Source organism: Clostridium sp. DFI.5.61 (assembly GCF_024462915.1).
Classification (GTDB): Bacteria; Bacillota; Clostridia; order Oscillospirales; family Oscillospiraceae; genus Lawsonibacter; species Lawsonibacter asaccharolyticus.
In genome coordinates this window covers 1-12856 of sequence record NZ_JANGBZ010000014.1, presented here as the reverse complement: position 1 = coordinate 12856, position 12856 = coordinate 1, and the positions used below count along the sequence as shown (strand labels likewise).

Annotated in this window: 13 protein-coding genes and 1 pseudogene; 2 read left to right on the top strand and 12 right to left on the bottom strand. The window is 66.3% G+C overall.

What is annotated here, in order from left to right:
• Positions 1-113 precede the first annotated feature (113 nt).
• On the top strand, positions 114-1460 hold the full coding sequence (locus NE584_RS08945) for an APC family permease (protein WP_256182656.1): 1347 nt from the start codon (positions 114-116) through the stop codon (positions 1458-1460).
• Positions 1461-1675: 215 nt separating this feature from the next.
• On the opposite strand, the gene recN is transcribed toward NE584_RS08945, so the two are convergent.
• The 12 genes from recN to NE584_RS08885 all read right to left on the bottom strand — a co-directional run bounded on the left by recN (position 1676) and on the right by NE584_RS08885 (position 12395).
• Positions 1676-3358 carry a DNA repair protein RecN gene (recN, locus tag NE584_RS08940; RefSeq protein ID WP_256182655.1) on the bottom strand — a complete coding sequence of 561 codons (1683 nt, stop codon included), beginning with the start codon at positions 3356-3358 and terminating at the stop codon, positions 1676-1678.
• Between the two features lie 27 nt (positions 3359-3385).
• Positions 3386-3838 (bottom strand): arginine repressor, encoded by a 453-nt coding sequence (locus NE584_RS08935; protein WP_050624614.1) that lies wholly within the window; start codon positions 3836-3838, stop codon positions 3386-3388.
• Positions 3835-4707, bottom strand: a complete 873-nt coding sequence (locus NE584_RS08930) for an NAD(+)/NADH kinase (RefSeq protein WP_050624613.1) — start codon at positions 4705-4707, stop codon at positions 3835-3837. The genes NE584_RS08935 and NE584_RS08930 overlap by 4 nt, the downstream gene beginning before the upstream one ends.
• On the bottom strand, positions 4704-5522 hold the full coding sequence (locus tag NE584_RS08925; protein ID WP_050624612.1) for a TlyA family RNA methyltransferase: 819 nt from the start codon (positions 5520-5522) through the stop codon (positions 4704-4706). Before NE584_RS08925 ends, NE584_RS08930 begins: the two co-directional genes overlap by 4 nt.
• Positions 5497-7371, bottom strand: coding sequence for a 1-deoxy-D-xylulose-5-phosphate synthase (gene dxs, locus NE584_RS08920; RefSeq protein WP_337542344.1), 1875 nt, complete (start codon positions 7369-7371; stop codon positions 5497-5499). The genes NE584_RS08925 and dxs overlap by 26 nt, the downstream gene beginning before the upstream one ends.
• 51 nt (positions 7372-7422) lie before the next feature.
• Entirely contained in the window at positions 7423-7887 is a 465-nt protein-coding gene (locus NE584_RS08915) for a divergent PAP2 family protein (RefSeq protein WP_050624611.1), read from the bottom strand.
• Positions 7888-7918: 31 nt separating this feature from the next.
• On the bottom strand, positions 7919-8803 hold the full coding sequence (locus NE584_RS08910) for a polyprenyl synthetase family protein (RefSeq protein WP_050624610.1): 885 nt from the start codon (positions 8801-8803) through the stop codon (positions 7919-7921).
• Position 8804: 1 nt separating this feature from the next.
• A complete protein-coding gene (gene xseB / locus NE584_RS08905; RefSeq protein ID WP_050624609.1) occupies positions 8805-9038 on the bottom strand; it encodes an exodeoxyribonuclease VII small subunit in 234 nt (77 codons plus the stop codon).
• A complete protein-coding gene (xseA, locus tag NE584_RS08900; RefSeq protein ID WP_256182654.1) occupies positions 9038-10246 on the bottom strand; it encodes an exodeoxyribonuclease VII large subunit in 1209 nt (402 codons plus the stop codon). Before xseA ends, xseB begins: the two co-directional genes overlap by 1 nt.
• Positions 10243-11187 (bottom strand): DNA-binding protein, encoded by a 945-nt coding sequence (locus NE584_RS08895; RefSeq protein ID WP_337541255.1) that lies wholly within the window; start codon positions 11185-11187, stop codon positions 10243-10245. Before NE584_RS08895 ends, xseA begins: the two co-directional genes overlap by 4 nt.
• A complete protein-coding gene (nusB, locus tag NE584_RS08890; protein ID WP_050624607.1) occupies positions 11184-11693 on the bottom strand; it encodes a transcription antitermination factor NusB in 510 nt (169 codons plus the stop codon). The genes NE584_RS08895 and nusB overlap by 4 nt, the downstream gene beginning before the upstream one ends.
• 168 nt (positions 11694-11861) lie before the next feature.
• The gene (locus NE584_RS08885; RefSeq protein ID WP_256182653.1) at positions 11862-12395 is read right to left on the bottom strand and encodes a DUF4364 family protein; all 534 of its coding nucleotides are present in this window, start codon (positions 12393-12395) and stop codon (positions 11862-11864) included.
• A 270-nt stretch (positions 12396-12665) separates the two neighbouring features.
• Here NE584_RS08885 and NE584_RS08880 point away from each other — a divergent pair.
• Positions 12666-12856, top strand: a pseudogene (locus NE584_RS08880) (hypothetical protein); the annotation flags it as partial.

The following is a 12856-nucleotide window of genomic DNA, read 5'->3' as shown; positions in this document are numbered from 1 at the left end:
CTTTCAGGGGAAAATATACTATACTATTAGGGACTGTATCCGTACTGCATCCCGGGCGCTGGCACATGGTGTTTTCCAGCCCCCGGCCTTTTTCAGAGAGGAGGCGGCCTGCTTTGGAGCAGCAACTGACGAAAAAATACGGCCTGCCTACCGCCATCTGCATGGTGGTCGGCATCGTCATCGGCAGCGGCATCTTTTTCAAAGCGGAAAAGATCCTCAACGCCACCGGCGGCGACCTGCGCACAGGCATCCTGGCCTGGATCATCGGCGGCCTGATCGCCATCTCCAACGCCTGCGCCTTTGCCGTCATGGCCACCCGCTATCAGAAGGTGGGGGGCATGGTGGACTATGCCGAGGCCGCCGTGGGCCGGGCCTACGGCTACTATCTGGGCTGGTTCCTGGCCGCGGTCTACTATCCCTGTCTGACCAGCACCCTGGCCTGGGTGTCCGCCCGCTATACCTGTGTCCTGCTGGGCTACGACATCGTCAGCGGCGAGTGCATGACCATCACCCTGTTCTATCTGGTGGCCGCCTACTTCATCAACACCATGGCCCCCCGTCTGGCCGGCAAGCTCCAGGTCTCCATGACCCTCATCAAGCTGGTCCCCATCCTGCTCATGGCCGGGATGGGCACTGCGGCAGGGCTGCGGAGCGGCATGACCGCCGCCAACTTCGCCCAGGTCACCGCCGACACCGTTACCGCCTACCCCCTCTTCACCGCCCTGGCCGCCACGGCCTTCGCCTATGAGGGCTGGGTGGTGGCCACCACCATCAACGCGGAGCTCAAGGACCCGAAGCGCACCCTGCCCCTGGCCCTGGTCTGCGGGGTGGGCATCATCATGCTGATCTATCTGTTCTACTATGTGGGCATCGCCGGAGCAGTCCCCAACGCCGTCATGATGGAGAGCGGGGAGCATGGCGCAAGGCTGGCTTTCTCCACTATCTTTGGCCAGGCTGGGGGCACCATACTGTTTGTCTTTGTGCTCATCTCCTGCCTGGGCACCTGCAACGGGCTGATGATGGGCTGCACCCGGGGATTTTACGCCCTGGCGGCCCGGGGAACAGGGCCCAAGCCTCAGGTCCTCTCCCAGGTGGACCCCTCCACCGGCATGACCTCCAACGCGGCTGCAGCTGGACTGCTGGCCTGCGCCTTCTGGGGGACCTACTTCTATTTCGGCTGCCTCCAAAATCATCTGGGCCCCTTCCGCTTTGATTCCTCCGAGATCCCCATCATCACCCTCTACGCCATGTACCTCCCCATCTTCCTGGGCTTCATGCGGGAAGCCAGGGAGGAGCCGCCCTTCCGCCGCTTCGTGCTCCCCGCCCTGGCCCTGTGCAGCGGCCTGTTCATGGTGATCGCCGGCATCCTGTCCTACCAGTGGGACTGCCTCTATTATCTGCTCTTCTTCGCCGTCTTTATGGCGGCGGGGGCACTCTTCTACAAGCGGAAGAGCCTCTGAGCCCGCTGTCATCGGTCAGCCCGGAGCCCCCCAATGGGGGCTCCGGGCTTTTTTCAGCGGACAGAGAGGCAGGAATGTGGTCCGGTCCCCTTTCTTCAGGCAGCGGTGCCTGGGGCAGCCGAGACAGAAAAGAAGAACACAAAAGCGCAGGGGCTGTAAGTCCCTGCGCTTCGCCTCTTTTATTCCGCTCCCGTCTCTGGGCCGCACCCCCGGGATCACTTCTTTTTGACTGCCTCCGCCTGATCCAAGAGCTCCTCCGCGCTCCTGCGCAGGGCCGGAGTCACCGCCGCCCCGCCGATGAGCCGGGCCAGCTCCTCGATGCGGCCGGCGCGGTCCAGCCGCTCCACCCGGGTGTAGGTCCGGCCGTCCCGCTCCCCCTTCTCCACCGAGAAATGGGTGTCCGCCATGGCGGCGATCTGGGGCAGGTGGGTGACACAGAGCACCTGCTTCTTCCGGGCCACCTGGGCCATCTTTTCCGCCACCTTCTGGGCCGCCCGGCCGGACACTCCGGTGTCCACCTCGTCAAAGACCAGGCTGTCGATGCCGTCGTCCTCCGCCAGCACATTTTTCAGCGCCAGCATGATGCGGGCCAGCTCTCCTCCGGAGGCCACCTTCTGGATGGGCTTGAGAGCCTCGCCCACGTTGGCGGACATGAGGAACTGCACCTCGTCCCCGCCGGTCTCATCCAGCCCCCAGGCCCCCTCCTTGGGGGCGAACTCCACCTGGAAGCGGACTTTGGGCATGTCCAGCTGGCGCAGCTCCTCCTGCACCCGGGTCTGGAGAGCCTCGGCCGCCCGTCTGCGGGCCTGGGAGAGTACCCCCGCCCGCCTCGCCGCCTCCTCCCTGGCCTTCTCCAGCTTCTGGCTCAGGCGGGCGATGGTGTCGTCGGCGTACTGGATCTGGTCCAGCTCCTGGCGGCTCCGCTCCAGGTAATCCAGCATCTCCTCTACTGTGGAGCCGTACTTCTTTTTCAGCCGGTAGATGGTATCCAGCCGCCCCTCCAGCTCGTCCAGTTCCTCCGGGGAGAAGTCCAGCTCCTCCTCCAGATCCCGCAGCAGCTCCACCGCGTCGTCCGCCTCACACCGCAGCTGGGACAGCTTCTCCTGGAGCTGGGAGAGGCGGTCGCTGTACCGGGCCACCCCCTGGACGGCCCCCTCGGCCTCTGCGAGCAGGTCGGCCGCTCCCCGGCCGTCCTCGTCCCCGGACAGGGCGTACTGGGCGGTCTGGACCGCATCCATCAGCTTCCCGGCGCTGCGCAGAAGCTGGCGCCGCCCGTCCAGTTCCCGGTCCTCCCCCGGCTTCAGGTCGGCCCGCTCCAGCTCCCCGATCTGGAAGGTGAGGGTGTCCACCCGGCGGGAGCGCTCCGCCTCGTCCATCTCCAGTTCCCCGATCTTTCTCCGCAGCTCCGCCAAGGCTCCGTATGCCTCCCGGAAGGAGGCCAGCTCCCCCTCCGTGTGTCCGGAGCGGTCCAGATAGCCCAGATGGCAGGCCGGGTCCAGCAGCTGCTGTCCGTCGTGCTGGCCGTGGATGTTCAGCAGCTGACGCCCCAGCTCCCGCAGCTGGGCCACGGTCACCAGCCGCCCGTCCACCCGGCAGATATTCCGGCCGTCCCCCTGGATCTCCCGCTGGAGGAGCAGCTCCTCCCCCGCCGGGACCCCGTTCTCCTCCAGCCAGCCCAGCCCGGACACGCCGGTGAACACCGCGTTGACCAAGGCCGACTTCGCCCCGGTGCGGATCAGCTCCCGGCTGGTCCGCTCCCCCAGCACCGCACTGATGGCGTCAATGACGATGGACTTGCCCGCTCCGGTCTCACCGGTCAGAGCGTTGAAGCCAGGATCGAACTGGATATCGGCCCGCTCGATGACCGCGATATTCTCAATGTGAAGCAGAGAAAGCATCTTTGCCCCTCCTGACCTGTCTCAAACTCACTCCAGCAGCTTGTGGGCCTCGCTGCAAAATGCCTCTGCCGAGGCGCTGTCCCGCATGATGAGCATCCCGGTGTCGTCCCCCGCCAGACTGCCCACCATCCCGGCGATCTCCATCCCGTCCAGGGCGGAGCAGGCCGCCGAGGCCAGCCCGGGCATGGTCTTGACCACCACCAGATTCTGGGCCGCCTCCACCGAGACCACCCCCTCCTTGAAGATGTTCCGCAGCCGGCCCGCGGAGCTCTTTCCCTCCTGCCGGTCCGCTGCCACATAGCGGTAGCTGCCGGAGGGGGCCAGCTCCTTCACCAGCCGCAGCTGCTTGATGTCCCGGGAAATGGTGGCCTGGGTGGTGGTGAACCCCCGCAGCTTCAGCTCAGCGAGCAGCTGCTCCTGGGTCTCCACATCCATCATGCGGATCACATTCAAAATCTCCGCCTGTCTCGCTCGCTTCACAGCTCATACCCTCCCAGCTTCTGATAGATGATCTGATAAAAGTTCCGTTCCGTCAGCCGAATCAGCCGGGTGGACTGACGGGCACAGGAGATCTCCACCCGCTCCGTTCCGGTGATGCGCAGAGCCTTGCCCCCGTCCACCGCCAGGTACAGATGCTTCCGGCTCCCCCGGGGGAGCTGGACGGTGACCAGCCGCTCCGGCGCCAGCACCATGGACCGGGTGGACAGCTGGTGGGCGCACACAGGAGTGACGATGATGTCCCGTGAGGTGGGCTCCACGATGGGCCCGCCCGCTGACATGGAGTAGGCGGTGGAACCGGTGGGGGTGGAGACGATGACCCCATCCCCCATCAGGTTGGTGACCAGCACCCCGTCCGCCCGGACCTCCATCTCGGCCACCCGGGCCATGGAGCCCTTGGAGATCACCGCGTCGTTCAGGGCCAGGTCCTCCGAGAGCACCTTCTCCCCCCGGAGCACCCGGACGGAGAGCATCATCCGCTCCTCGGTCCGATACTCGCCGGCGGCCAGCAGGGTGAGCAGGCTCAGCTCGCCCCGCTCCAGCTCCGCCATAAAGCCCACGCTCCCCATGTTCACCCCCAGGATGGGCACGTCGTGGAGGGTGGCGTCCCGGGCCGCGTGGAGGATGGTCCCGTCTCCGCCGAAGCAGAGCAGCACATCCGCCCGCTTCAGCTCCTCCTCCATGCTGCCCAGCTTCACCTGCCGGGGCAGATCCAGCCGGTCCCCCTTCCTGGGGGCAAAGGGGAGGCAGAGGGCCGTCTCCGCCCCGGCGTTGTTCAAGATCCTGCGGGCCTCCAGCGCCACCCGCAGGCCCCTGTCCCGATAGGGGTTGGAACTGAGCAGCACTCTCACGGCTGTCCCTCCTTCCCCTGGAGGGACCGGTGGGACTCCTCCACCAGCTCCCTCAGGTCTCCGGACCAGACCGGGCCCTCCCCCTCGGTCCCCAGCCAGCCCAGGTATTCAATATTGCCCTCCGGGCCGGTGATGGGGGAAAAGGTGATATCCTTTACAGAAAATCCCGCCTCCCGGGCATGGTCCAGGAAGTGCTCCAGCACCTCCAGATGGACCGCCGGGTCCCGAACCACCCCTTTTTTGCCCACCTTTTCCCGGCCGGCCTCGAACTGGGGCTTGACCAGGCACACCGCCTGGGCCCCCTCCCGCACCAGGGGGCGCATGGGGGGCAGGATCAGTCGGAGAGAGATGAAGGCCACGTCCACGGAGAAGAAGTCCAGGGGCTCCGGGATCTGCTCCCCGGTGAGGTAGCGGGCGTTGGTCCGCTCCATGCACACCACTCTAGGGTCGCTGCGCAGCCGCCAGTCCAGCTGGTTGTAGCCGGAGTCTACGGCGTACACCTTCTCCGCGCCCCGCTGGAGCATGCAGTCGGTGAAGCCGCCGGTGGAGGAGCCGATGTCGGCACACACCGCCCCCTCCAGACGGATGGGCCAGCGCTCCACCGCCTTCTCCAGCTTCAGTCCCCCCCGGCTCACATAGGCCAGGGTCCTGCCCCGCACCTCGATGGCACAGCCGGGCCCCACCTGGGTGCCCGCCTTGTCCACCTTCCGTCCGTCCACATAGACCTGCCCCGCCATGATCATGGCCTGGGCCTTCTGGCGGCTCTCCGCCAGTCCCCGGGCAGTCAGTTCAACATCCAGCCGCTGTTTTGTCAAATCGCAGCACCTCCATGGCCCGCTGGGCCAGCCCGGCTCCGTCCAGTTCCAGGAGCCGCTTCAATTCTCCCACGCTGCCGTGGGGGGTAAAGGTATCGCCGGAGCTGCACAGCGCCACCCGGGCGCTGATGCCGGCCTGCTCCAGCGCGCAGGCGAGCCGCTCTCCCACGCTGCCGGCGGAGACGCTGTCCTCCGCCACCAGCAGGGCGCCCGTCCGGCGCACAGAGTCCAGCACCGGAGCGGCATCCAGCGGTGTAATGATGTTCAGCTTTACAACTTCCGCCTCTACGCCCCGCTCCTCCAGCAGCTGGGCCGCCTGGAGCACATCGTTGATCTCCACCCCGTAGGACACCAGCGTGATGTGGGACCCCCGTCGCAGGACGGCCGCCGGGGCCCGGCCGCTGTCCTCCCGGTACTCCCCCTCGCCGCCCCGGGGATAGCGCACCGCCGCCGGCCCGTCCCAGCGCAGGACCGCCTCCTCCAGCATCGCCTTCAGCTCGGCAAAATTGGCGGGGGCATAGACCCGCATCCCAGGGACGCTGTTGAGATAGGACACGTCAAAGACCCCCTGGTGGGTCTCACCATCCTCCCCAACCAGCCCGGCCCGGTCCACTGCCAGCACCACATGCAGCCGGTCCAGAGCCACGTCGTGGAGGAGCATGTCATAGGCCCGCTGGAGGAAGGTGGAATAGACCGCCACCACCGGGACCGCCCCCTGCTTGGCCATGCCGGCGGCCATGGACACCGCGCAGCCTTCGGCAATGCCCACATCGAAAAAGCGGTCCGGGAACTGGAGGGCAAAGTAATCCAGCCCAGTCCCGGTCTGCATAGCCGCCGTGACGGCGCAGACCCGCGGGTCCTCCCGGGCCAGCCGGGCCACCTCCCGCCCAAACACGGAGGAGAAGCTGGCCCGCCCCTGCTTCAGGGGCTCCCCTGTCTCGGGATCAAAGGGGGACACGCCGTGGTAGGCGTCGGGATTCTCCTCAGCAGGTGTGAAGTCTTTTCCCTTTATGGTCCTGACATGGAGCAGGACCGGCTCCTTCAGGTCCCGGGCGTAGCGGAGGATCTCCGTCAGCTCCCGCAGGTCGTGGCCGTTCACCGGCCCCAGATAGGTGAAGCCCATATTCTCAAACAGGCTGCTGGGGAGCAGGCTCTCCTTCACCGCTTTCTTCAGCCGGTGGGTCACCCGGTAGATCTTCCGCCCGAACCAGGTGGCGTTCATCACCTTCCGGTAGTACTTCTTGAAGGTGAGGTACTGGGGCTTCAGGCGCTGGCGGGCCAGGTGCTCCGCCACGCCGCCCACGTTCTTGGTGATGGACATGCCGTTGTCGTTGAGGATGACCAGCAGCTGGCCCCTGCTCTGCCCCGCGGTGGACAGGCCCTCATAGGCCAGTCCGCCGGTGAGCGCTCCGTCTCCGATGAGAGCCAGCACCCGGTAGTCCTCCCCCAGCATGTCCCTGGCCCGGGCCATCCCCACCGCCACCGCCACCGAGTTGGAGGCGTGTCCGGCGATGAATGCGTCATGGACGCTCTCAGATGGCTTGGGGAAACCGGCGATCCCGCCGAGCTGCCGGATGGTGGACATCTGCTCCCGCCGGCCTGTGAGCATCTTGTGTGGGTAGCTCTGATGGCCCACGTCAAAGACCAGCCGGTCCCGGCTGGTGTCGAACACCCGGTGGATGGCCACGGTGAGCTCCACCACCCCCAGGTTGGAGGACAGATGCCCTCCGGTCCGGGCTACGTCCCGGATCAGCTCCTGCCGGAGCTGGCCGCACAGCTCCCGGGCCTCCTGGTCCCCCATCCCCGCCAGGATGGGGCCATATGAGGTTGTTTTGTCTCTCTTATCCAAAAAAATCCCTCACAGCTTCCTGGGCGGCGCCGCAGCGCCTCCCCTCCCGGTTTACCAGATCATGGGGCCGGTGATGCCAATGGCCGTGCCCAGCAGAGCCCCCATCAGCACCTGGGGGAGCGTGTGGCCCAGGTGCTCATTCAGCTTCTTTTTGGGCTTGAGCTCCTCCGGCATCTCCTTCCAGTGGGCCATCACATAGTTGAGCACCTTGGCCTGCTCCCCAGCGGCCCGGCGCACATTACAGGCGTCGTACATCACCACCAGGGCCACCACCGCCGCCAGGGAGAACAGGGGCGCCTGCCAGCCGTAGATCTGCCCGATGGACGCCGTAGCCGCGCAGATGAAGGAGGAGTGGGAGCTTGGCATGTCGCCGCTGCCTACCATCCGTTTCAGGTCCAAGTTCCGGTTCACGACCAGATTGGCCACTGTCTTGATCAGCTGGGCCAGGAACCACGCCAGGATGGACAGATCCAGCACCAGATTCCCCGTTAAAAAACCGGTACGCCCCTCAAACATTTGCCTTCACTCCCTTCTGTCCCGTCTGTTTTCACTTCCGCCGGGAGGCCAGCTCCCGGGCCAGCCAGATGAGGAAGTCCGGCTGCGGGAATCCGTTCAGTGCGGACACTGCCTCCTCCGTCAGCTGCTCCACCAGCGCGCCGCTCCCCTCCAGTCCCAGGGCCGTGACGAAGGTGCTCTTCTCTCTGGAGCGGTCCGAGCCCACCGGCTTGCCAAACTCCTCGGTGGTGCCCGTCACGTCCAGCATGTCGTCCCGGATCTGGAAGGCCCGGCCCAGCTTCTGAGCATAGCGGGCCACGGCCCGCCGCTGCTCCGGGCTCCCCCCCGCGGCAATACACCCCAGCTCCGCCGCGGCGGAGATCAGGGCGCCGGTCTTCAGGCTCTGGAGCAGCTCCAGCTCACTCAGGGACAGGCTCCGCCCCTCCCCCGCCATATCCAGCACCTGTCCCCCCACCATGCCTGAGGGACCGGCCGCCCGGGAGAGGCAGTCCACCCCCTCTGCCATCTGCTCCGGGGAGAGCAGATCCCGCCGGGCAGTCAGCATCTGAAAGGCCGCGGTGAGCAGGCCGTCCCCGGCCAGCACCGCGGTGGCCTCCCCATACACCCTGTGGTTGGTGGGGCGCCCCCGGCGCAGGTCGTCGTCGTCCATGCAGGGCAGGTCGTCATGGATCAGGGAGTAGGTATGCACCATCTCCACCCCGCAGGCAAAGGGCAGGGCCCGCTCCGGGTCGCCGCCGCACAGGCGGCAGCACTCCAGGGTCAGCACGGGCCGGACCCGCTTTCCCCCCGCCATCAGGCTGTACTCCATGGCCTCCTGGAGGTCCGCGTACCGGTCGTCCTCCCGGAATATGGCCCCCAGGGCCTCCTCGATCCGCTTCTGGTCGCCGGCCAGCCGGCGCTCAAATTCCAGGCTCATATCACAGTTCTCCTCCAAAGGGCTCCTCCCGGGGCTGTCCGTCCTCCCCTGCGGTGAGCAGGGTCACCTTCTGCTCCGCCTGATCCAGGCGCTTGGTGCACTCCCGCATCAGCTTCGCCCCCTCTTCAAAGAGCGCCATGGCCTCATCCAGCGGGGCGTCCCCCCGCTCCAGCAGGCCCACGATCTCCTCCAGCCGGGCCATGGACTGCTCAAAATCCAGCTTTTTTCCCGCCATCACAGGCACTTCCTTTCCTCCACCCGGCACACCAGGCTGCCGTCCGACAGGCGCAGCTCCAGCCGCTCTCCCGGGGCCGCATCCTTGACAGAGGCGATCAATGTTCCATTCTCATTTCGGGCGATGGAGTAGCCCCGGCCCAGCACCTTCAGCGGGCTCATGGCGTCCAGCGCCGCGCTGTCCCGGGCCAGGCGCTCCCGCGCCCGGGACAGGATCTGTCCGGCTCCGTGTCCCAGCCGCTGTCCCTGGTAGTCCAGCAGCAGCCTCCGGTCCCGGAAATAGGCCCCCGGGTCGGTGAGCATCCGGCTGCGGCCCAGCCGCTCCAGATCCTTCCTGCGCCGGGCCAGCAGGCTGCCGGTCCCCTTCTCCAGCCGCTTGGCCAGCCCGTCCAGCCAGGCGTACAGCTCATTCTGGTCGGGCACCGCCAGCTCCGCCCCGTTGGAGGGGGTGGCCGCCCGCAGGTCGGCCACAAAATCAGCGATGGTCACGTCGGGCTCATGGCCTACGGCGGAGATCACCGGGATCTGGGAGCGGTAGATGGCCCGGGCCACGCACTCCTCGTTAAAGGCCCACAGGTCCTCCATGGAGCCGCCCCCCCGGCCGGTGATGATCAGGTCGGCGGCTTGATGGAGGTTGGCCCAGTCCAGGGCGGCGGCGATCTCCTCCGCCGCCCCCTCCCCCTGCACCCGCACCGGCAGGACGCGCACCTGGGCCAGGGGGTATCTGGCCCCCAGGATGCGCAGCATGTCCCGCACCGCCGCCCCTGCCGGAGAGGTGATCAGGGCGATGCGCCGGGGATAGGCGGGCAGAGGCCGTTTGTGGGCCTGGTCGAACAGGCCCTCCCGCAGCAGCTTCTCCTTCAGCTGCTCAAAGGCTACGTGCAGGTCCCCCGCTCCCTCCGGGGTCAGGCGGACGCAGTACAGCTGATACTGCCCGTCCCGTGGGAACACGGTGATCCGCCCGGCGGCGATGACCTGCATCCCGTTCTCCGGGCGGAAGCGCAGGGAGGCGGCGTCCCCCCGGAACATGACGCACCGCAGTGCCCCCTGGCTGTCCTTCAGCGTAAAATAGTGGTGCCCGGAGGGATACATCTTATAGTTGGACAGCTCCCCCCGCACCAGCAGGCCGGAGAGGAGCCGGTCCCGGTCCATCCAGCTCTTGATATAGCCGCTTACCTGGGAGGGACTGAGGATGGTCTCTTCTCTCATGCCAGCTCCCCTCCCTCCAGGGCCCGTCGGGTCAGGATGGCCACCCCCATGGCGTTGTCCGTGGAGTAGCAGGGCTGGGCGAACAGGGCGCCGCAGCTCCTCTCCATGGCGGCCCGCAGCTGTCGGTTGGAGGCCACACCGCCGGAGCACAGCACCGGCAGGCCGGGGCAGCGGCGCTGGGCCTCCTGGGTGGCCCGGAGGACCACGCTGCACACCGTGTCCAGGGTGAAGCGGGCCACGTTGGCCGGGGCCTCTCCCTCCGTCAGCAGTCTCTTCACCTGATTCTCCATCCCGGACAGGGAGAACGTGAGGTCCTTCAGCTTCACGCGGTACTCCATACAGGCATCCGCCTGAGGATAGAGCTCGTCCAGCGCTTTGCCAGCTGGGAACTGAAGCCCCAGCAGGACGCCGGTGCGGTCGATGAGCTGGCCAGCGGAGATGTCGCTGGTCCCGCCCAGCTTCTCCGCCGCCACATTGGTCCCCTGGGGCCGGACCAGCAGCAGCTCGGTGGTGCCGCCGGACAGGTGCCAGGCCAGGAAGGGACCGTCCAGCAGGTCCGTCCGCCCGGCGGACCAGGCCGCCGCCGCCAGGTGCCCCTGCTGGTGGGAGCAGGCAAAAAACGGCACCCCAAGGGCGGCGGCCAGCGCCCTTCCCTGGGACTCCCCCGCCAGGAAGCAGGGCATGTAGGAGCCCTCCACAGCCCGGGGCCGGGTGCTGGCCCCCACTGCCTTCAGGTCCCGGAGCAGTCCGCGGCCCTCCAGCTCCTCCAGCAGCGCCGGGAGCTGCTTCACATGCTGGAACAGGGCGTCGCTCTGCCGCAGTCCCAGCTCTCCGGGCCGCACCGCCAGCAGGCGGCCGGCGTTGCAGCCATCCGCCCCGTCAAAGACGGCTGCGGAGGTGGTATAGTTGCTGGTATCCAGTCCCAGAACCGGCATGGTCATTCCTCCGGCTCCTCCGGCCCCGCCGCTTCCTCCTCCTTCTTTTCCGGCTTGGGGGCGGAATCGGCAAACTCTGCCCGGACAAAGGAGCCCAGGATGCCGTTGATAAAGGAGACCACCTCGGCCGGCTCATAGTTCTTGGCGATCTCCACCGCCTCGTTGATGGCGGCGGAGTTGGGGATCGCCGGCATATACAGCACCTCATACATGGCGGTGCGCATCACCGCAGCCGCCATGCGGGGGATGCGGGCAAAGCTCCAGCCCACGGAATAGCGGGAGATGTAGTCATCCAGCTCCGGCCCGTGGACATAGACTCCCTGTACCAGATCCCGGATGTACTGCCGCTGCTTCTCGTTGGGAAACTGGGCGTAGAGGGGCTCCTCCTCCCCCAGCTGTGCGAACCGCTCCCGGGTCATCTCGTGCTCCAGCAGCTCCTCCGCGCTGCGGCTGCCAAAGCCCAGTTCATAGATCATATGCACCGCGACCTCACGGGCGTTGCTTCTCGTCATTGTGTGATCCCTCCGTCACTTGGGCCCTCTGTCCCAATCTTTCTCTCTGGCCCGCGTCTCCGGGGCTCCGACTTTTCATCCAGATCCATTATATACATGTATATACAAAAAGAAAACCCTAAAATATGTTTTACGGGATTTTTCTCCCGGGTTCCGGGGCGCTGCGCCTCACGGCGTCTTCTCCCGCTCCTCCGGGACGCTGAGCAGCTGGACCAGCTGGTGGTAGAGCTGCTCCGGCGCCTGTTTGAAGCGGGCGGCCGCCCGCTCCCCCTGTCCCGCCGCGGGCATCAGCAGGCTCAGCTCCAGCAGGGGGCCGCTGTCGTCCGCCAGCCGCAGTCGCACCGTGCACGTCCCGTCCGGGTTTGGGAGCACCTCCCCCTGCACCTGCTGCTCCCGCATCAGGGTCTCATTCACCCGCACCAGATTGTCGTCGCACCGGCGGCGCACCGAGTATGGCAGGCTGCTCTCACAGATCTCGCTGTTGCGCCGCCCCTTCTCCGTGATGGCGTAGCGCTCCCCCTCCCGGCTCAGGTGCTCTGTCTCCACCAGATGCTCCACCGCCTGCGTCAGGGAGAAATAGTCCACCCCGGCGTCGCACAGTGCCAGCTCCAGAAGCTGAAGGAACGTGATCGGCGCCGCAATGCGGGCCATAATATACAGGACCAGCAGCTTCAGATCCATCTCATCCTGAATAAATCCCATCCGGGCCATCCAAGCACACCTCTCTCTTCTTGCCCCGGCCCTGGCGGGCCGGCGGCGTCCCGGACACCGCTCCACCTTTGGTGGGAACGTGCCCATGGTCTTTCTATTTTATTATAGAACAAAACGTGCGAAAGGACAACCCCGCATTTCCGGCTCCTCTGGCACCATCCCGCCTGTCGGTCATAGTATGGTATGGAAGCCCTTCACTTCCGGCGGGCCCGGCACCCCCGTGCCCGTCCACTCCACTCAATCTGACGAGGAGGTATCCATATGCCTGAAAAGGTCGCGCCCGGTCCCGTGAGCGATGATCGCTGCATCCGGGAGGCCGTGTGCATACACACGAAAAAAATTTTTGATTCCTGCAAAGATGAAGATATAGCGCTTTATAAACAAATTTTCTTCTGTCTATCTGGCCTTCGCCGCTGCCCGGGCCATGATCGCGCCCTCCTCCCGGGTCATAA